18 protein-coding genes are annotated in these 19,444 nt (G+C 72.6%); 7 read left to right on the forward strand and 11 right to left on the reverse strand.

The window, feature by feature from the left end; genetic code table 11:
• Positions 1–3: 3 nt before the first annotated feature.
• On the forward strand, positions 4–1,404 hold the full coding sequence (locus tag ACZ59A_RS24600; RefSeq protein ID WP_470961995.1) for a sensor histidine kinase: 1,401 nt from the start codon (positions 4–6) through the stop codon (positions 1,402–1,404).
• Here ACZ59A_RS24600 and ACZ59A_RS24605 read toward each other — a convergent pair whose 3' ends face one another.
• Both ACZ59A_RS24605 and ACZ59A_RS24610 read right to left on the reverse strand, forming a co-directional pair.
• Positions 1,405–2,574 carry a M20 family metallopeptidase gene (locus ACZ59A_RS24605; RefSeq protein ID WP_470961998.1) on the reverse strand — a complete coding sequence of 390 codons (1,170 nt, stop codon included), beginning with the start codon at positions 2,572–2,574 and terminating at the stop codon, positions 1,405–1,407.
• Positions 2,575–2,605: 31 nt separating this feature from the next.
• On the reverse strand, positions 2,606–4,168 hold the full coding sequence (locus tag ACZ59A_RS24610) for an AbgT family transporter (RefSeq protein WP_470962001.1): 1,563 nt from the start codon (positions 4,166–4,168) through the stop codon (positions 2,606–2,608).
• 139 nt (positions 4,169–4,307) lie between these two features.
• Between ACZ59A_RS24610 and ACZ59A_RS24615 the strand changes: the two genes are divergently transcribed.
• Positions 4,308–5,372 carry a winged helix-turn-helix transcriptional regulator gene (locus ACZ59A_RS24615; protein ID WP_470962004.1) on the forward strand — a complete coding sequence of 355 codons (1,065 nt, stop codon included), beginning with the start codon at positions 4,308–4,310 and terminating at the stop codon, positions 5,370–5,372.
• 16 nt (positions 5,373–5,388) lie between these two features.
• On the opposite strand, the gene ACZ59A_RS24620 is transcribed toward ACZ59A_RS24615, so the two are convergent.
• On the reverse strand, positions 5,389–6,195 hold the full coding sequence (locus ACZ59A_RS24620) for a substrate-binding domain-containing protein (protein WP_470962007.1): 807 nt from the start codon (positions 6,193–6,195) through the stop codon (positions 5,389–5,391).
• A gap of 65 nt (positions 6,196–6,260) precedes the next feature.
• Here ACZ59A_RS24620 and ACZ59A_RS24625 point away from each other — a divergent pair, with 65 nt between their 5' ends.
• Positions 6,261–7,037: a LysR family transcriptional regulator gene (locus ACZ59A_RS24625; RefSeq protein ID WP_470962010.1), complete on the forward strand. Its 777-nt coding sequence runs from the start codon at positions 6,261–6,263 to the stop codon at positions 7,035–7,037.
• A gap of 74 nt (positions 7,038–7,111) precedes the next feature.
• On the forward strand, positions 7,112–7,807 hold the full coding sequence (locus ACZ59A_RS24630) for an alpha/beta fold hydrolase (RefSeq protein ID WP_470962013.1): 696 nt from the start codon (positions 7,112–7,114) through the stop codon (positions 7,805–7,807).
• Positions 7,808–7,909: 102 nt separating this feature from the next.
• On the opposite strand, the gene ACZ59A_RS24635 is transcribed toward ACZ59A_RS24630, so the two are convergent.
• Genes ACZ59A_RS24635 through ACZ59A_RS24645 form a run of 3 tightly spaced genes read right to left on the reverse strand, consistent with a single transcriptional unit; the run spans position 7,910 to position 9,893 of the window.
• Complete coding sequence (locus tag ACZ59A_RS24635; RefSeq protein ID WP_470962015.1) at positions 7,910–8,731, reverse strand: SAM-dependent methyltransferase; 822 nt, start codon at positions 8,729–8,731, stop codon at positions 7,910–7,912.
• Positions 8,728–9,033 carry a DUF397 domain-containing protein gene (locus ACZ59A_RS24640; RefSeq protein WP_468044121.1) on the reverse strand — a complete coding sequence of 102 codons (306 nt, stop codon included), beginning with the start codon at positions 9,031–9,033 and terminating at the stop codon, positions 8,728–8,730. Before ACZ59A_RS24640 ends, ACZ59A_RS24635 begins: the two co-directional genes overlap by 4 nt.
• A gap of 2 nt (positions 9,034–9,035) precedes the next feature.
• Positions 9,036–9,893 (reverse strand): helix-turn-helix domain-containing protein, encoded by an 858-nt coding sequence (locus ACZ59A_RS24645; protein ID WP_470962019.1) that lies wholly within the window; start codon positions 9,891–9,893, stop codon positions 9,036–9,038.
• A 266-nt stretch (positions 9,894–10,159) separates the two neighbouring features.
• Between ACZ59A_RS24645 and ACZ59A_RS24650 the strand changes: the two genes are divergently transcribed.
• Entirely contained in the window at positions 10,160–10,582 is a 423-nt protein-coding gene (locus tag ACZ59A_RS24650) for an ATP-binding protein (RefSeq protein WP_470962022.1), read from the forward strand.
• A gap of 43 nt (positions 10,583–10,625) precedes the next feature.
• A complete protein-coding gene (locus ACZ59A_RS24655) occupies positions 10,626–11,561 on the forward strand; it encodes a TAXI family TRAP transporter solute-binding subunit (protein WP_468044116.1) in 936 nt (311 codons plus the stop codon).
• 734 nt (positions 11,562–12,295) lie between these two features.
• On the opposite strand, the gene ACZ59A_RS24660 is transcribed toward ACZ59A_RS24655, so the two are convergent.
• Genes ACZ59A_RS24660 through ACZ59A_RS24670 form a run of 3 tightly spaced genes read right to left on the reverse strand, consistent with a single transcriptional unit; the run spans position 12,296 to position 15,672 of the window.
• Complete coding sequence (locus ACZ59A_RS24660) at positions 12,296–13,636, reverse strand: sensor histidine kinase (RefSeq protein ID WP_470962025.1); 1,341 nt, start codon at positions 13,634–13,636, stop codon at positions 12,296–12,298.
• Positions 13,627–14,298 carry a response regulator transcription factor gene (locus ACZ59A_RS24665; RefSeq protein WP_470962028.1) on the reverse strand — a complete coding sequence of 224 codons (672 nt, stop codon included), beginning with the start codon at positions 14,296–14,298 and terminating at the stop codon, positions 13,627–13,629. The genes ACZ59A_RS24660 and ACZ59A_RS24665 overlap by 10 nt, the downstream gene beginning before the upstream one ends.
• 30 nt (positions 14,299–14,328) lie before the next feature.
• Positions 14,329–15,672: an MFS transporter gene (locus tag ACZ59A_RS24670; RefSeq protein WP_470962031.1), complete on the reverse strand. Its 1,344-nt coding sequence runs from the start codon at positions 15,670–15,672 to the stop codon at positions 14,329–14,331.
• A gap of 250 nt (positions 15,673–15,922) precedes the next feature.
• Here ACZ59A_RS24670 and ACZ59A_RS24675 point away from each other — a divergent pair, with 250 nt between their 5' ends.
• The gene (locus ACZ59A_RS24675; RefSeq protein WP_470962034.1) at positions 15,923–16,762 is read left to right on the forward strand and encodes a family 16 glycosylhydrolase; all 840 of its coding nucleotides are present in this window, start codon (positions 15,923–15,925) and stop codon (positions 16,760–16,762) included.
• A gap of 4 nt (positions 16,763–16,766) precedes the next feature.
• On the opposite strand, the gene ACZ59A_RS24680 is transcribed toward ACZ59A_RS24675, so the two are convergent.
• Both ACZ59A_RS24680 and ACZ59A_RS24685 read right to left on the reverse strand, forming a co-directional pair.
• Positions 16,767–17,774 (reverse strand): DMT family transporter, encoded by a 1,008-nt coding sequence (locus ACZ59A_RS24680; RefSeq protein WP_470962037.1) that lies wholly within the window; start codon positions 17,772–17,774, stop codon positions 16,767–16,769.
• 97 nt (positions 17,775–17,871) lie between these two features.
• Positions 17,872–19,428 carry a bifunctional phosphatase PAP2/diacylglycerol kinase family protein gene (locus tag ACZ59A_RS24685; protein ID WP_470962040.1) on the reverse strand — a complete coding sequence of 519 codons (1,557 nt, stop codon included), beginning with the start codon at positions 19,426–19,428 and terminating at the stop codon, positions 17,872–17,874.
• Positions 19,429–19,444: the final 16 nt, after the last annotated feature.

Below are 19,444 nucleotides of genomic sequence, written 5' to 3' on the forward strand. Positions count from 1 at the left end.
CCGGTGCGCTTCCGCCCCCGCCGTCATCCACGGCCCAGCCTGCACACCACGTTCGCGCTGTCCTTCGCGGCGGTGGCGTCCGTGGTGACCCTCCTGGTCGGCTTCCTCAGCTACGACGCCGCGGCCGGGCTGGTGCGGGTCGACCAGAAGTCCGCGTTCACGGACGTCATCCGCGATCTGCGGACCCAGGTCCAGGGCCAGAAGGTGATCCTGCGGCAGTACCCCTCCGAGGTCCCGGTGCCCTACGGGCTCCGTGACGACCTGCGCCGGATCAGCCGCATGGACGTCCAGGTGCTGGGCGGCCGGGGCGGCGTCTACGACGAGGGCAAGCCCCCGCTGCCGGTCGGGGACGAGGACCGCAAGGCCGCGGCGGACGACACCGCGGGCACCACCCGGCAGCGCAACATCTCCATCGGCGAGGACGACTACCGGATGGCCACCGTCGCGCTCGGCGACCGCCGCGGCGCCGTGCAGGTGGCCCAGCAGATCAGCGACACCGAGGATCTGCTGCGCGAACTCCAGAAGCGCACCGCGCTGTTCGTCGTCGCGATCATCATGGCCGCGGGACTGGCGGGGTGGTGGCTCGCCGGGCGCATCACCCGGCGGCTGGTACGGCTCACCCGGGTCGCCGAAAGCGTGGCCGCCACCGGCCGGATGGAGGTGGCGGTCCCGGTCGCCGGGGACGACGAAGTGGGCCGCCTGGGCCGGGCGTTCGACGGCATGCTCGGCAGGCTCGCCCGCTCCAAGGACGACCAGCGCCGCCTGGTCCAGGACGCCGGGCACGAACTGCGCACCCCGCTGACCTCCCTGCGCACCAACATCTCGCTGCTGAGCCGCTTCGAGCAGCTGCCGCCCGCCGCGCGCGACGAACTGCTGGCCGATCTGGCGGGGGAGACCCGGGAGCTGACCGACCTCGTCAACGAGCTGGTGGACCTGGCGGCCGGACAGCGGGACGACGAACCGCGCACGGAGGTCTCCCTCGACGAGGTCGCCGCCAAGGCCGCGGCCCTGGCCCGGCGGCGCACCGGCCGGGAGATCACGGTACGGGTCAAGGGCGACACCCTGGTCGAGGGCCACCCGGCCGCCCTGCTGCGCGCCATCTCCAACCTGGTGGAGAACGCCGCCAAGTTCGACCGGGAGGGCGCCGGGCCCGTCGAGGTCGTGGTGACCGGGCACCGCGTCGAGGTACGCGACCGCGGTCCCGGCATCGCGGAGGAGGACCGGACGCGGCTCTTCGACCGCTTCTACCGCGCCCCCGGCGCGCGCAGCCTGCCCGGCTCCGGCCTGGGGCTCGCCATCGTGCGCGAGGTGGCCCTCGCGCACGGCGGCACGGTCTTCGCCCGCCGCCGCCCCGGTGGCGGGGCGGTCCTGGGCTTCACGGTGGACGGCCCCGAGGAGCCGTGACTACGCCGCGGCCAGGCGCAGCAGTGTGCCGGCGGTGAGGGCGGTGCGGTCGGGCTGGTCGTCGAGGAGCACGTGTTCGTGCCGGGCGTGCGCGCCGTCGCCCGTGGCACCCATGCCGCACAGCACCGGGCGGCCGAGGGCGGCCACGAAGTTGGCGTCGCTGCCGCCGCCGACGTGGAGCTGTGCGAGCGGGGCGCGGAGGTGGGCGGCCACCTCGTCGGCGACGGCGAACAGGCGGCCGCCGGCGGCGTCGGGGCGCATCGGCGGCCGGGACCAGTGGCCCTCGACGGCGATGGCCACCCGCGGGTCGGCGGCGTGCAGCCCGGCCAGCACCCCGTCCATCCGGTCGATCTCGGCCCGGGTGCTCACGCGGAGGTCGATCAGGCAGGACGCCTCGCCCGCGGCGACGTTGCGCGCGGTGCCCCCGCTGATGCGGCCGACGTTGACCGTCGTCCCGCGGGACAGGTCCGCGGCGGCGGTGAGCTGCTGGATGACGTCGGACAGCCCGTGGATGGCGCTGGCGCCCTTGGTCGGGTCCAGACCGGCGTGGGCCTCTATGCCGGTCGCGGTGACGGTGAAGATTCCGACGCCCTTGCGGCCCGCCTTGACGCCCCACTCCCCGCCGGGTTCCAGGACGAGCGTGGCGTTCGCGTCGTCCGTCGCCCGTTCGATGTACGGCCGGGACGTGACGCTGCCGGTCTCCTCGTCGCCGTTGAACACGAAGCGCACGGTGGGCCGGGGCAGCCCGAGTTCGCGCAGGGCGCGCAGGGCCCAGATGCCCTGGACCAGACCGGCCTTCATGTCGAAGACGCCGGGTCCGGCCGCCCGGCCGCCGTCGACGGTGAACGGCCACCCGGCGAGGGTCCCGGCCGGCCAGACGGTGTCGTAGTGGCCGACGACGGTGACCAGGGCGCCGGGAGCGCCCGCGTACTCGGCCTCGACGACGTCCCCGAGGTCCGGGTTCCGGTGACGTACCGTACGGCTCGGCGGGCCCAGCCGCTCGGCCAGCAGCTCCTCGAGCAGGCCGGCGGTGGCGTCGAGCAGCTCCTTCTCGTCGCTGGGCGACTCCTGCTCGACCAGGCGCCGCAGATCGGCGAGTTGCGCGTCCTGGTGCCGCTCGTCGCGGCACCAGGAGGCGATCCGGGACAGGTCGTCCGCGGGTGAGGGCATGATGATCCGTTCTCTTCGGTGGGTGGGGGGTTCAGCGGCCCGGTGCGCCGGGGCCGAAGGGCAGGCCGACGGCGAACCAGGCCAGATACAGCGCCGTCCAGATCACGAGCATCGACAGCGCCACCGGCAGCGTCAGCGACATCAGGGTGCCGATCCCGGCCTGGGGCCGGTACCGGCGCACGAAGCCGAGACAGAGCAGGAAGTACGGGCTCATGGGGGTGATGGCGTTGGTGCAGGAGTCGGCTATCCGGAACAGCGCCCACGTCGTCTCCGGGGCCACGCGCAGCAGCATCAGCATGGGCACGAAGACCGGACCGATCAGCGCCCACATCGCGGAGCCGCTGGTGAGCGCCAGGTTCATGACGCTGACGACGAGGATGACGCCGACGAGGACGAGCGGGAGCGGCACACCGGAGGAGTCGAGGAGTTCGGCCCCGTGGATGGCCATGACCTCACCGATGCCGGTCCACTTGAAGTAGGCGAGGAACTGGGAGATCGCGAAGAACAGCACCAGGACCGGGGAGAGTTCGGAGATCCCCTGCGCCATGACGCCGGGGATGTCCTTGGCCCGGCGCACCGTCCCCACCACGCGCCCGTAGGCGACGCCGGAGGCGAAGAACAGCAGGGACAGGAAGACGGCGATGTTGTGGACGAGCGGTGAGTCGATGACGGCGCCGTGCTCGCCGCGCAGCGGTGAACCGGCCGGCAGGGCGGCCAGGGTGATGGCGGCGACGAGGACGGCGGTGACACCGGCGGCGGCGCGCAGCCCGCGCCGTTCGACGGTGGTCAACGACAGATCGGGCAGCTCCTCGGTGCCGTCATCCATCTCTCCCGAGCCGTCCGCATCCGTGATCATCTTCATCCGGCGGCTGAGCAGGGTCTCCGCGAGGACGGTGATCACCAGGGAGAGGACGACGGAGGAGACGAGGGAGAAGTAGTAGTTGGCGACCGGAGTGACCGAGTACCCGGCGTCGATGGTGTGTGCCGCCGCCGCGGTGAGCGCGGCCAGCGTGGCGTCCGACGGTGTCACCAGCGGGCTCGCGGCGTGCCCGGCCGAAACGGAGATGTACGCGATGACGGCGCCCAGGACGGGGCTGCGCCCGATGGAACGGTAGGCGATCGCGCCCAGGGGGATCATCACCACGTACGCGGCGTCGGAGGCGACGTGGGCGACCATCCCGGTAAAGGCGATCATGAAGGTGACGGCCCGGGTCGGCACCCTCGCCAGAGCGGCCCGCAGCACCGCGGTGAGCAGCCCCGCCTTGTCGGCGACCGCCACGCCCAGCATCACGACCAGCACCACGCCCAGCGGCGGGAAGGTCGCGTAGTTGTCGATGAGCCCGTCGAGCATCATCGTCAGGCCGTCGCCGGACAGCAGGCTCTTCACGTCGACGGCCTTGCCGTCCGCGGGCGAGGTCGCCGAGACGTCCAGGCCGTGCAGGCCCCAGCTCAGCACCATGAGGACCCCGCTGAGGATCACGAAGAGCCAGAAGGGGTGCGGCAGCCTGTTGCCGACCCGCTCGATGACTCCGAGCAGCCGCAGCGTCAGCGCCACGGAGCCCGTGGGGCGGTCCGCGGTCTTCGTTCTGGTCACAACATCCGGCCCTTCTGTTCAGCTCGGCGTATTGGTCCATCATGAGACGGTGTAACGGTGAATTCTGTCAATACTCGGGTCGTCGGCGGTGAGATCATCCGTGTGACCATCCGCTCGTGAAGCGGCTAGGATCGACCGCATGTCCGCAACCACCGTCACCACGCGGCGGTCGTCGAAGCGCCCGGAAGAACAGCTGCTCGACGACGTCGACCTGGATCTCGTCGCGGCGCTCCAACTCGCCCCCCGCACCCCGGTCAACGCCCTCGCCGAGATCCTGGACAGCTCCCCGAGCACGATCGCCCGCCGCCTTACCCGGCTGCGCGAGGAGCGGCTGCTGCGGGTGGTCGGCCGCGTCGACTGGCCCCTGATCACGACCGAGAACCCGCGCCAGGTGTGGATCCGGTGCGCCCCCGGCCGCTCGCGGGAAGTGGCCCAGCGCATCCTGGAGCTCGCCGAGGTACAGACCCTGCTGCTCACGACCGGACACGCGGACATCTACTGCACGGTCTATCCGCTCGCCGGGACGGACATCTTCGACCTGCTCACCAACCGGCTCCCCGGCATCCCCGGCATCGTCTCCACCGAATCCCAACTCGTCCTGCGTGCCCACACGATGGGCCAGAGCTGGCGCCTCCACCGCCTCACGGACGCGCGATCCGACCGGCTGCGCGAGCACACCGACCCCGTCACCGGGGAGCGGCCGACCTCGTACGACCAGCTGACCGAACTGGAGCGGCGAGCGCTGGAGCTGATGGCGGCCAACGGCCGGATCACGGCCGCGGACATCGCCCGCGAACTCGGCATCAGCCGCTCCACGGCCTACCGCACCTCACAGGCCCTGCTCGAAAGCGGCGCGATCTGCCCCCGCGTCGAGATCGAGCCGACGCTGCTGGGCTACCCGCTGAACGCGCTGATGTCCCTGACCGTGCTTCCCCACGCGATCCCGGCCGTGCTCGACACGCTCGGGTCCCACCCCTCCGCCCGCTACGTCTCGATGGTGGCCGGCTCCGTATCGATGATCCACTACGGGGTGTTCCGCGACGAGGAGGACCTGGCCCGTTTCATCACCACCGACCTCGGCGCGCACCCCGAGATCGTGACCGTCAACACCTGCGTGGCCGTCCGCGTCCTGCGCCGCCACTGGACGGATCGCGACGGCGTCCGCCTCGGCCGCATGCACGACGGCTTCCTCCGCCACGGGTGAGGCCCGAAGCGGGACACTATGTGTCGAGCGATTCCGTGGCGAAGATGTCTTCGATCCGCCACCGCCGGTCGGTCAGGCCCTGCTCGTAGTGATAGCGCAGGCAGGTGTCGAGGGCGGTGCGGTTGCCCGCGATGCCGTAGGGCCACCAGTCCTCGGGGAAATCTTCACTGTTGCGGTCCACCAGGGCGTTCATCCACGGAATCATGGTCTGGACCTGATAGAGCCTGCGGCTTTGGCGGTAGCGTTCGGCTGCGGCGTCCTTGGCCCGGGAGAAGGCACGGTAGACGCCGTGCGCGAGTCCGGGACGCTCCCGCAGCAGTTCCCGCCGGACGACGATGGCGTGCATCATCGGGAAGATGCCGGTTCGCCGGTAGTAGTCGCGTTCCAGCGGCTCGAAGTCGGGGAACAGCCGGGCGACGTTCGGGGAGCCGTCGAGCACGCACTGCGGGACATTCGCCGAGAACAGCGCGTCGATCTCACCGTTGTCGAGCATCGCGCTCAGTGTCTTTCCCTCGGGCGCGACGCGCACGTCGACCTCGGCCGGGTGCGGATGGGGGATGAAGCCGAAGGGGGGCGCGGGGTGTTCGAGGCCGCCGATCACCCAATGGCTCTCCTCGGGCTTGAATCCGTATTCGTCCATCAGAATCCCTTTGGCCCACACACCGGAGTCCTGACCGTAGACGCCGAATTCGCCGATGGTCCTGCCCGCGAGATCGCTCGGTTCCGTAATCCCGCTGTGCACGTTGACGAAGACACACGAGTGACGGAACACGCGGTTCGGGAAGACCGGCAACGCGACGAACGGCAGTCCGGTCTTCAGCAACCGCAGGTAGAACGTGAGACCGAGCTCCGCGACGTCGAATCGGCCGGGCGGCGAACCGCCTGCACATGACGCAGCCGCCGCTGAGCCGCGCGATCCGGCAGCTGGAGGACGAACTCGGCGTCCTCCTGTTCGAGCGCACTCCCAAGGGCGTCACCCTCACGCCCGCTGGGAGGGTTCTGTACGACGAGACGGGGGCGCTGCTGGGGCGAGCCGACCGGATCCGCGGGCGGGTGGCGGCCGCGGCGGGTACGGCGCCCCTCGTCGTCGGGACCCTGGCGGACGCGGCCGAACAGGTCGGCGGACGGCTGGTCTCACTATTCCGGGCCCGCTATCCGCACGTCCACGTCACCCTCCACGAATCCGGCCTCGGCGACCCGACGGCCGGACTCCGCGCCGGGCTGGTCGACGTGGCGATCACCCGGACCCCCTTCGACGACACCGGCATCGGCACGCGCGTCCTGCGCTCGGTGCCCGTCGGCGTGGTGATGCGTGACGATGATCCGTTCGCCGGTCACGCCTCGGTCTCGTCGGCCGACCTCGTCGGCCGCCGCTGGGTCCGGCTGCCGGACGGCGCCGATCCGGTGTGGACGGCGTACTGGACCGGCGGTGGAGACGACGACGCGTCGCCGGTCATGCGAACGATCCAGGAGTGCCTGCAGACGGTCCTGTGGAACGGCACATCGGCTCTCGCCCCCGTCGATCAGCCGTTGCCCGCCGGTCTGGTCGTCGTCCCGCTGAGCGACCGCCCGCCCAGTGATCTCGTCGTGGCCTGGCCCAGGACGGCATGCGGCCCACTGGTACGCGGCTTCATCCACGTCGCGGAGGACCGCTGGCCCGCCTGAGACAGGCACCGGCGCTCCTGGATCCAGCGCCCGCGGAAGAGCGAAGGGCAGTCGAGGCAACCATGGAGGCAGCGATGAGGGTCGTGTTCGTACACGGGGCGTGCGCGCGGGACGGTTCGTGGTGGTGGCACCGCACCGCCGGGCTGCTGCGGGAGCGAGGGGTGCGGAGCGTGGCCCCGGCGCTGCCGAGCTGCGGTGAGGCGGGTCTGCCCGGAGGCGCCGACGGCCCGGGGCTGCCCGAGGACGTCGCGGCGGTGCGGCAGGCGCTGCTGGACAGCGACGAGCCGACCGTTGTGGTCGCCCACAGTTACGGCGGCATCGTCACCGCGGAAGCCGCCGCGGGCGTCGGGTCGGTACGCCACCTGGTGATGGTCTCCAGCTATCTGCCCGAGACCGGGCAGAGCCTGTCGGACTTCGGGGACGGCCGCCCCGCCCCATTCCTCGACGTCGATCCCGACACCGGCACCTTCGGGGTCCGCCCCGAGCTGCTCGTGGACACGTTCCTGCAGGACTGCGATCCCGAGGTCCAGGCGCGGGCGGCGGACCACCTCGCCCGGCAGAGCGTGCGGGTGACCGGGCAGCCGGTCGGGGCGGCCGCGTGGCAGCAGGTGCCCTCGACGTACCTCGTCTGCGCCGAGGACCGGGGCACCCCGCCGCGCCTGCAGCGCGAGTTCGCCCGGCGGGCCGACAGCGTCGTCGAACTCGACGCCGGTCACCACCCGTTCCTGTCCCGGCCCGCCGCGGTCCGGGACCTGCTGCTGAGCCTGTGACGGCAGCCGAGGACGAGCCGGGCCGGTGACGTCTTCCACGGGACGTATCGCTGCGGCAGGTCCCGGACAGGACGGCCCATCCGGGACGGCCGCGGCCACCCGCTACGGCTTACGGGCCACTCCGGCCCACATGTTGATGTCCGCGCTGCGGATCTCGTCCGGGCGGTCACCCGGGTCCGGGTTCCAGGCGTGCGGCTCCGAGACGCCCGGCTCGACCAGCTCCAGACCGTCGAAGAACGCCTCGACCTCGCTCTTGTCGCGGGTCGTGAAGGATATGCCGCTCTCCTTGTAGACGGCTATCACCTTCTGCCACGTCTCCGCGTGGAAGTCGGCCGTGGAGTGCGTCAGCATCAGATAGCTGCCCGGGGCGAGCGCGTCCATCAGCTCCGCCACGATCTCGTACGGCTTCTCCTCATGCGGAATGAAGTGGAAGAGCGCGTTCACCGACAGCGCGACCGGCTTGCTCAGGTCGAACGTCTCGTGCAGCTCGGCCGCCGCCATGATCCGCCGCGGTTCGCGCACATCGGCCTGGACGTACGCGGTGCGGCCCTCGGGGGTGCCGCGCAGCAGGGCCTGGGCGTAGGCGAGAACGATGGGGTCGTAGTCGGTGTAGACGACCCGGGCCTCCGGGGCCACGCTCTGGGCGACCTGGTGCAGGTTCGGCTCGGTGGGGATGCCGGTGCCGATGTCCAGGAACTGCCGGATGCCCGCCTCGCGCGCCAGCCAGCGGGTCGCCCGGTGGATGAAGGCCCGGTTGACCGTGGCGTTGAGCCTGACGGTCGGGTAGACCGACAGCACCTTCCCGGCGGCTTCGGCGTCGACCTCGTAGTGGTCCTTGCCGTTGAGGTAGAAGTCGTACATCCGAGCCGAGTGCGGCTTGCTGGTGTCGATCTGCTGGTCCGGGGCGAGTCCGTAGTCGGTCACGCCGCCCTCCGTTCCGGTGCGGTAGCCGCCGAGGTGGCCAGGCTGTTGGGGTCGGGTCGAGTGAGGAGGAAGTCCGCGGCACCGGCCTTGGCGCCCTGGATGAACTTCTCCATCTCATGGTGGGTGTAGATCAGTGCGGGGCCGTCGGGGTCCGTCGACTGCCGCAGGGCGATCCGCCCGTCGTGCAGCCTCAGGGCCTCGACGCACGCCCCGCCGTTGGGGCCGCTCCAGGGCTTGCGCCAGCCTTCCGTCGCCAGACGGGTGGCGGGCATGCCGTTGTAGACGTCTTCTACCTGATCCACAGTCACAGCTCCTTGCGAATCTCACGGAGAAAGTTCTCCGTGCGCCGCGCCGGTGTGGCCTGGGTTCCCATCCGGTCCAGTGCCTCCAGATAGGCGGCCACATCGGTGCGTTGGTCGAGATAGCCGGCGCCGGTCAGGCCCTCGGCGTAGACGATGTCCGGCAGCTCCGGAATCTGGAACCGGAACAGCTGGAAGGGACCGCCCATGCCCGGATGCGGCCCGGCGGCGAACGGCACCACCTGGAGGGTCACGTTCGGCAACTGGACGGCCTCGACAAGGTGGTCGATCTGGGCGCGCATGATCTTCGGCCCGCCGATGTGCAGACGGAGCACCGTCTCGTCCATGACGGCCCACAGATGTGGCCCGTCGGGTCTGGAGAGCAGCTCCTGACGCTCCATCCGCAGGGCGACCCGGCGGTCGATCTCCCGGTCGGTGCCCTGCGGGAAGCCGATGCGCAGCAGCGCCCGGGCGTAGTCCTCCGTCTGGAGCAGGCCGGGGATGAAGTGCGGTTCGTACGCGCGGATCCGGCTGGCGGCGCCCTCGAGGCTCACATAGAGGCTGAACCAGTCCGGCAGCACATCGCGGAACCGGTGCCACCAGCCGGGCCTGTTGGCCTCCTCGACGAGTCCGAGGAAGGAGTCCACCTCGTCCTGCTCGACGCCGTAGGTCCGCAGCAGCTTCTCGACGTACGGGAGCTTCAGGCCGACTTCGGCCTTCTCCATCCGGCGCACCGTGGTCTGGTTGACGTGCAGCGCCTTGGCGGCCTCGTCATAACCGACTCCGGCCCGCTCGCGGAGGTGCCGCAGCCGCATGCCGAGGACCATCTGCCCGACGGTCGGGGCAGACCGCGCTTCACCCACGTCGTACCTCCTCGGACGGTGTTGTGCGTCTCAGTGTGCCATGCTCGATATGGGTGGCACAGTCTGCGTAGGCCATTCTGCATTTTGCAGAACGCGTCTTGCCAACTGATGCTCGCAGGAACGATAGTGGCGTCGTGACCGGTCCCAACGTGGCTGCCGCGTCGCGCACTTGCGGCATTCACGTACGGCATTCACGCCCCCACAGATAGACGGACGGAAGGCACATGGCCGTGGCATTGCGTCAACGCTCGACGATGGCCCCTCACATGAGCTCCGCCGGCGTTGATATGGCCCTCCGCCAGGAGACGCTGCAACTGCCCGCCCGAGGCGCCTCGGTCGCCGCCGCGCGACGGCTCGTCCGGACTCGGCTGCCCCACTGGGGGTTCGACGAGGACGTGTGCGGCGCGGCTGAGCTGGTGATGTCCGAGCTGTTCACCAACGCGCTCGTGCACACCGCCAGCGATCAGATCCTCTGCGTCCTGCGCGCCCAGGAGCGGCGCTCCCTGTACGTCGAGGTCGCCGACCAGGGCGGCGGCCCGCTCGGCCCCATGCCCCGCGAGGCGGGCGTGGAGGACGAGAGCGGCCGCGGCCTGGCCCTCGTCTGCGCCCTGACCGAGGCCTGGGGCGACCGGCCGGGGGCGGCCGGTGGCCGCGTGGTGTGGGCCCAGCTCAGCGCGATGGCCCGCTGACCGGTCCGGCGACGTACCGCACCGCGGCGGTTAGCATCGCCGCGTGCACACCGTCCCACGCCGCCTGCTCCTGGCGCTCGCCGCGGGCGGGCTCGCCGGATGTTCGGATCCCGGGCCCTCCGCCCGGGTGCGGCTGGCCACCGGCCCCCGGGGCGGGCCGTACGCCACCTTCGGCAGCAGGCTGGCCACCGAGGTGCACCGGGCCCACCACGGGCTCACCGTCCGGGTGCTCCCCACCGCGGCCAGCGTGGAGAACCTGCGCATGCTCGGCGACGGCCGGGCCGACACCGCGCTCACCCTCGCCGACAGCGCGGCGGACGCCGCCGCGGGCCACGGCACCTTCCCTCGTCGCATACCGGTCACCGCCCTGGCCCGGCTGTACCTCAACTACCTCCACCTGGTCGTCCCCGCCGACTCCCCGATCGAGCACCCCGCCCAGCTGGCCGGGCGTACGGTCTCCCTCGGCGCCGCCGAGTCCGGCACCTCGACGACCGCCGGACGGGTGCTCGCGACCGCCGGAGTGCGCGACGTCCACGCCGTACGCCTCGGGCTCGGCGAGTCCGCCGACGCGCTCGGCAGGCGGGACGTGGACGCCTTCTTCTGGTCCGGCGGCGCCCCCACCTGGGCCATCACCCGGCTCGCCCGCCGCCGCCCGGTCCGCCTGATCCCCCTCGGCGGGCTCGCCCGCGCCCTGCGCCGCGCGCACGGCCCGGTCTACGAGGAGGCATCGATCCCGGCCGGGGTGTACGGGTTGCGGGGGCCGACCCTCACCGTGGGTACGCCCAGCTATCTCGTCTGCCGCTCCGGGCTCGCGGACGGCACGGCCCGCGCGCTCACCGGTGTCCTCTTCGAGCGCCGCGACCGGCTGCCGGTGCCGGACGCGCCGGGCAGCCGCCTGGACGAGCGCTACGCCATCGGCACCGGCACGGTCCCCCTCCACCCAGGCGCAGCCGCCTACTACCGCGCAGCCTACGGCTGACCCCCGCCCGCCCTCTCCGCCCCCCGCGGACGGCATCCGGCGTACGCGAGGCCTGACGGACACGCGGCGGCGCCGAGGGCTACCCGGGCGTCTGCCGCCTGCCGCGGCCGCTGCTGCGGCGTGCGCGAAGGTGGCGCGGAGGCCGCGACTCGCCTCCCGGCGGGTACGCGGCGGCGTCGAGGGGTGCGTGGGCGGCTGCTGCGGTGCGGGTGGCGTCTGGCGTGTGCGAGGGGGCTGCTCGCCTCCTGGCGGGTACGCGGCGGCGTCGAGGGGTGCGTGGGCTGCTGCTGCGGTGCGGGCGGCATCTGGCGTGCGCGAGGGGGGCTGCTCGCCTCCCGGCGAGCACACGGTGGCGCCGAGGGGTGCGCCGGGCGTCTGCCGTCTGCGCGGCTGCTGCTGCGCCGCGGGCGGCGTCCGGCGTGTGCGAGGGGGCTGCTCGCCTCCTGGCGGGTTCGCGGCGGCGCCGTGTGGTGCGCGGGCGGCTGCCCGCGCAGCCGCCGGGGTCGGGGGTGTCCCCCGTTTCGGGAAGGGGCGGGGTGGGGGAAAGCAACCCGCCCCAGCCCACCGGCAGCCGCGGCTCCGCGACCGGCCCCTGTGGCTCGGCGCTGCGGCCGGGGCCCGTGCCGGGCGGCACGGTGGAGGCGGGCGTACCGACCCCTGCGGGTCGGCGGAGCGGCCGGGGTCGGGGGTGTCCCCCGTTTCGGGGAGGGGCGGGGTGGGGGAGAGGACGCCCCCTAACCCACCGGCAGCCGCAGCTCCACCACCAGCCCCCGCGGCTCGGCGGAGCGCAGCGTCAGCTCGCCGCCGCACGAGCGGGCCAGCTCGGCCGCGATGGCCAGGCCCAGGCCGCTGCCGGGGACGTTCCCATGGTCCGGCGCGCGCCAGAAGCGGCCGGGAGCCGCGGCCAGCTGGTCGGGGGCGAGCCCGGGGCCGTCGTCGGCGATCCGCAGCGCCCCGGCGGCGTCGAGCGAGACGGTGACCGTGCCACCGGACGGCACGAACTTGGCCGAGTTGTCCAGCGCGATGTCCGCGATCCGGGCGGCCGGGGCGGGCAGCGGCGGGGCGTCCGGGCCCGCCCCGGCCACGTCCACCACCAGGGTCAGCCCGCGTGCCGCGTGCACCTCGCGCCAGGTGCCGAGCCGCGCGGCGAGCGCGGCGGGCGGGATCGGCTCGGGGGCGGCCGTCCCGGCCTCCACCCGGGCCAGCTCCAGCAGGTCTTCCAGCAGCTCCGCCAGCCGGTCGACCTCCGCGAGCGCTTCGGCGTACTCGACGCCGCCGCCGCTGCGCAGATGCGGCTCCAGGTTCTCCAGCCGCAGCGACAGAACGGTCAGCGGGGTGCGCAGTTCGTGCGAGGCGTCCGCGACGAAGGCGCGCTGCCGCTCCAGGGCGGTGGAGACCGCGTCGGCCATGGCGTTGAACCGCCGCTCCAGCAGCCGCAGCTCGGCGGGGCCGTGGCCGCCGTCGCGCACCCGGGCGTCCATCCGGCCCTCGGCGATGGCCCGGGTGGTGACGTCCAGTTCGGTCACCGGCCGCAGAATCCACCGCGCGAGGCGGCGCGCGGCGATCAGGGCGCAGGCCACGGCGATCAGCGAGCCGCCCGCGACCGCCGCCCAGACGAAGCCCACCTCGCGCCGGGCGGTGGCCGTGGCCACCCGCATGAGCACCACGCCGGAGACCTGGGCGTCCCGGCCGACCGGCTCGGCGATCACCACCGACCGCGGGCCGAACGGGGTGACCAGGGGCAGGCTTCCGGTGGTACGGCCGGACAGCGCCCGCTCGGCGGGCTCGCGCTCCCAGGCCCCGCCGCCCGCCACCCGCTCGCCGTCCCGGCCTCGGATCTCCACCGCGGTGCCGTACAGCTGGTGGTAGCGGGAGACCTCCTGGACGAGCCCGGTGGTGTATCCGTCACGGATCGCCTGGTCGGCGAGCTCGGCCAGGCGTGTCGCGTCCGCGCGCCGCTCCAGCAGCAGCTGCCCGGTGCGGTGGGAGGAGTACGAGCGGGCGAAGGGCACGGCGAGCGCGGCCACCAGGCACGCGATGAGCACGGTGTAGACCGTCAGGATCCTCAGGTGCATCCGCCGGTACCCAGCCGGTATCCGGTGCCGCGCAGCGTCTCCACCAGCTCCGGACGGCCGGTCTTGGAGCGGATTCCGGCGATGTGGACGTCGAGGGAGCGGGACGCCGACAGCAGCAGGTCGCCCCAGACCGCGTCCAGGATCTCCTCGCGGCTGCGGACGACACCGGGTTCGCGGGCGAGCAGCGCCAGCACGTCGAACTCCCGGCGGGTGAGGGCGACGGGACGGCCGTCCACCGCCAGCTGCCGGGTGGCCAGATCGATGGTGACGCCGCCGATCGCGATCACCGGACCCGCGGCCGTGAGCGGCCGGGTCCCGCGCCGTACGACGGCCTCCATGCGCGCGATCAGCTCGGCCGTCCGGAACGGCTTGACCAGGTAGTCGTCGGCCCCGCCGCGCAGGGACCGCAGCACGTCCCGCTCGGCGGAGCGGGCGGTGACCACGATGACCGGGACGGCGGAGGCGCGGCGCAGCCTGCGCAGCGCCTCCAGCCCGTCCATGTCGGGCAGCCCCAGGTCGAGGAGGACGAAGTCGGCGCCGTCCTTGAGCCGGAGCGCGTCGTCCGCGCGCCCGGCGCGGACGACCTGATGCCCCAGCCGGTCGAGCGCGGAGGTCAGCGCGGCCGCCAGCCGGTCGTCGTCTTCGACCAGGAGAACGTGCATGGGCTTCAGGGTAAGCGGCCGCCCGAAGGCTCAGACAGCGGTCTTGCGCAGGCCCTCGGCGGCCTGTTCCGCGGCCCCTTCGCGGGTGAGGGCGGTGTCCCGGGTCTCCCGCATGGTGAGGTAGACGATGAGCGAGACGGCGGCGCAGCCGGAGACGTACCAGTAGAAGCCGGACTCCATTCCGGCGTCCTTGAACCACAGCGCCACATACTCCGCCGTGCCGCCGAACAGCGCGTTGGCCAGCGCGTACGGCAAGGCCACCCCGAGCGCCCGGACATGGGTGGGGAACAGTTCGGCCTTCACCACGGCGTTGATCGAGGTGTAGCCGGTGATGATGACCAGCGCCGCGAGCGAGAGCAGCAGCGCGCCGAGGAAGGTGTCGGTGTGCGAGAGCGCGGTCATGATGGGCACGGTGCCGAGCATCGAGCCGATGCCGAAGGTGATCAGCAGCGGTCGGCGGCCGATCCGGTCCGACAGCGCTCCGGCCACCGGCTGGATCAGCATGAACAGGAAGAGCGCGCAGAAGCTGACCAGCGACGCGTCGTCCTTGCTCAGACCGGCCGTGTTCGACAGGTATTTGGTGAGATAGGTGGTGTACGTGTAGTACGCGACCGTGCCGCCCATGGTGAGCGCGATGACCAGCAACGCCTCCTTGCGGTGCTGCAGCAGCTGGCGCAGGGTGCCGCGCTCGGCCGCCCCCTCCTGGGCGCCCTCCTCCTCGGTGTACGCCTCGGTCTCCAGCAGATTGCGCCGCAGCCAGAAGACCACCGCGGCGGCCACCGCGCCCACGATGAACGGGATGCGCCAGCCGTACGAGTGCAGCGAGTCGTCGGTCATGCCGCGCTGGAGCGCGATCAGCAGTCCGAGGCCGATGAGCTGGCCCATGGTCATGGAGACGTACTGGAAGCTGGAGACGAAGCCACGGCGGCCGGGCTGGGACGCCTCGGTGAGATAGGTGGCGCTGGCCGCGTACTCGCCGCCGACCGAAAGCCCCTGCAGCAGCCGGGCCACCAGCAGGATGAACGCGCCGAAGTAGCCCACCTGATCGTAGGTCGGCGCGATGGCGATGAGCAGCGCGCTGGCCGACATCAGCGTCACGGTGAGGGTGAGGGCGGCCTTGCGCCCGCGCCGGTCGGCGTACCGGCCCAGCAGCCAGCCCCCGACCGGGCGCATGAAGAATCCGACGGCGAAGATGCCCGCGGTGTTGAGGAGTTGCGCGGTGTCATTGCCCTTGGGGAAGAAGGCACCGGCGAAGTAGGTGGCGAAGCTGGCGTAGACGAACCAGTCGAACCATTCGACGAGATTGCCGATCGAGCCGCCGAGCACTGCTCGCCAGGGGGTACGGGGGTGTTGCGCTGAGCCGGTGTCGCTCACTGGGCCTCCAGGTACGTGCGGTATGCGGCGGGCCGCCGGTGGAGCGGTCGTCGCGCAACGCAGCGTCGGTGCGGACAGGGGGCGGCGTACAGCCTCCGGACCGAGAGCTAACGTCCGCTTAACACACCGTCCCGCGCCGGACCTTTCCCCGCCGGGCTCCGTCCCGAACCGTTGACGTCTTATGGGGGTCGCGGGATTGTGGTGGCTCCTGTTTGCTTGTGTTCGAAGTTTCGGACTTCGGGAGGCGGCCATGCGTGGCGTGTCAGCACCGGGCGAGTCGTACGGACGCAGGAGATTCCTCGGCGGAGCCACCGCCCTCGGCGGGGCGGCGGCCCTGGCCGGGTGGCCCCGCCCGGCGGCCGCCGCACCGGCGGCGACCTGGGAAGACGTGATCAACGGCTCCTTCGGGAGCTACGGCGCCTTCGAGGCGGAGTGGAACTACCTCTACCCCTGGGGCTCCGACCACAACGGGAGCGCCCGGATGTACGGCAGCTCCACCGACCACAACCACATCACCCTCGCCTCCGGGGTGCTCACTCTGAAGGCCACCCGCATCACCTGGGACGAGGGCACCAGCGGCTCGTCCCCGCATCTGCCGATCCGCTACCACTCGGGCGCGGTGCACGCGAAGAACCAGATCGTGGTCACCGACCAGTTCCCCGACTACGAGGTCAAGGGCGAGTTCCAGGCGCCGAGCGGGGCCGGGACCTGGCCCGCCTTCTGGCTGACCGGGGTCAACAGCTGGCCGCCGGAGAGCGACATCCTGGAGTTCAAGGGCAACTCCAACAACTGGTTCAACACCTTCCGCAGCTCCTCGGACGTGTCCAGCACGATCGTCGGGGTCTCGGGCCCCGGGAACTGGCACACGTACCGCGCCTGGATCACCAAGGTGAACGGCACCGACGTGGACATCCACTACTACCTCGACGGCACCTGGAAGGCCGTCCACCGCGGCGCCGGTTTCGTCGGCAAGCCGCTGTGGCTCATCATCAACCTCCAGATGGAGGGCTCCTCGGGCTCCTCCGGCCCGGGCGGCGACACGTACTACCGCGCGCGGAACGTCTACGTCGGCCGCAACCGCACCCGCTGACGCGCTATCCGTGCGTCTGGAGCACTCCCTCGTCCCGGTCGGGCGTGCGCCTGCGGACCGGGTGACGGCGCGGGTGGCGGGGGCGGGGGATCCGGCGGGTCAGCCGGGGCGCGGTCTCCGGGGCCTTGGGGGCGGGCGGCTGGTCGTCGGGGCCGTCGTCCTCCGTCGGCCGCACGTCGTCCGCCCCGGTCTCCGCGCTGTGCACCGTCAGCATCACCAGCCCCGTGGTCGCCACCAGTGCCGCGAGCACCGCCAGCAGGGTGCCCGGCGTGCCGTGCCGGAAGTGCTCGCCCAGCGCGGCGATGCCCACGGCGGTCGCCACCACGGGGTTGACCACGGTGGCCGTCGCGAGCGGCGAGGCCAGACCGGCCCCGTGGTACGACGCCTGGGACAGCAGCACCCCGGCACCGGCCAGCAGCCCGATCATGGCGAGGCTGGGCAGGGCGTCGGACCAGGAGCCCCAGATGCCCTCGACCGCGACGTTCTTGACGAACACCGAGGAGACGCCGAAGGAGGTCCCCGCGGCGGTGGCCAGCAGCACCCCGCGCAGCCCGCCCGGCCGCAGCCACCGCGCGATCAGCGCCAGCGCCGCGATGGCGGAGAGCGTGACCACGGCCAGGGTGAACCGCTCCCCGTCCGCCAGCGCCTGGGACCGCGACGAACCGGTCAGCGACAGCAGCCCGGCCAGCCCCGCGGTGGCCAGCAGCGCACCCCGCCAGCCCGCCGCGCCGACCCGGCGCCGCACGAACATCGCGGCCATCGGCAGCGCGAAGACGATGGTGAGCGCGCCCAGCGGCTGCACCACGCTCAGCGGCCCATAGGCCAGCGCGATCACATGCAGGACCGCCCCGGCCCCGTTCAGGGTCACCGCGGTCCACCAGCTCCCGCGCCGCAGCGGGCCGTGGGTGTGCAGCGGCGTCGTCGCCGCGACGTGCTCCTGAAGGATGGCCCCGGCGGCGTAGCACACCGATGAGGCCAGTGCCAGCAGCACCGACAGTGCGAGCGAGGTCACGTCGAGGCCCCTTGGGCCGATCCGTCTCCGTCCATGCCCTCATCCTTGAGGGTCGGACCCCGCCGCGTCGTCGTCCTTGAGCACAGACTTGCTCCTACTACTTGCGTAGTACGGCACGCCACCACCTCGCCTTGGCGGCGGCTGTGCGGGCCCGCTGGAGCAGTTCGTTCTGCGGCTGTGCGGGCCGGTAGACCGTGAGCTCCCCGGGCCGCTTGTCGATCAGCAGCTCCTCCGCGGGCTCCGCGGCGACCTCGCCGTCGTAGGCGCGGGTGTCCAGGGCGTGCAGCCCCGACAGCCGCAGCTGCCGCATCCGGCGCGTCGTATAGACACGCGAGCGCCCCAGCGTGCCGGTGAGCGCCGAGAACAGCAGCCGGGTGCGGGCCAGCGGCTGGTCCCCGTCGATGGCCCGGACATCGAGCAGCCCGTCGTCCAGCTGCTGGCGGTACGCGGGCGCGAACCCCTCGGGGGAGTAGCCGCCGTTGCCGACGAACAGCACCCACAGCCGCCGCGGATGCCCGTTGACCTCGATCTCCATGGGGGTGGCCGTGCGCAGCACCCGGCCGAGCGCCACGGCGGCCGCGGGCCACTTGCCCAGCCGGTCCTGCATGCTTTCGCGGATCCGCACCAGCTCGGGGTAGAAGCCGAGGCTGAAGGTGTTGACGAAGTGGCTGGTCCCCTCGCCCCCGGCCAGCGGGGTGGCCCGGGCGAGGTCCACGGCGACCGCGTCACCCTCGCTCACCGCGTGCGCGGTGTCCTCGAAGTTCGGCACGCCGACGTCCAGCGCGAAGTGGTCGAGGGTGCCGCCGGGGAAGACGGCCAGCGGCAGCCCGCGCTCGGCGGCGAGCGCCGCCGCCGCGTTGACGCTGCCGTCCCCGCCGCAGATCCCCAGCGCCCCGGCCCGCTCCGTGGCCCGGCGGGCGGCCTGGCCGAGCAGCGCGATGAAGTCGTCGTCGGGCCCGCACTCCAGGATCTCCGCCGCGGGCAGCAGCACCTCCAGCTGCTCGGCGTCGGTGAACCCGCCCGCCATCGCGCCGTTGCCCGCGCTGTGGTTGACGAGCACGACCAGCCCCTCGCCCTTCGGCAGGGCGGGCGCCGAGACCCGCGGCCGGGCCTGCGCCGGGGTCTCCGGCCGCGGCGGCCACCAGCGGCAGGTGAGCGCGGCGGCCCCGATGCCGAGGGCGACCCCGGCGACCACATCGCTGGGGTAGTGGACGCCGACGTAGACCCGGGAGACGGCGACGGCGGCGGCGAGCGGGGCGACCAGGGTGCCGTACCGGGACGATTCGATGGCGACCCCGGCCGCGAAGGCGGCCGCGGAGGCGGCGTGCCCGGAGGGGAAGGAGCTGGTCCAGGGCTGTCGGCGCAGCCGCCGGACCAGCGGCACGCCGTCCATCACCGGACGGCGGCGCTCCACGGTCCACTTCACCACCATGTTCGACGCCAGCGAGGCGGCCGCGAGCGAGCCGACGCCCCGCAGCGCCGCCCGCCGCGCGGTGCGCCCGCCCGCCGTCGCGAGCACGGCGGCCGTGCCGAACCACAGCTTGCCGTGGTCCGCGGCCCGGCTCAGCCGGGGCAGCAGAGGATGAGCGCCGCGCAGCCGGCCGGCCGCGACCCGCGCGAACAGCTGCCGGTCGATGTCACTGATCGGTCCCATGTCTCTTGGGTAACCC

Source organism: Streptomyces sp. NPDC040405, from assembly GCF_055595765.1.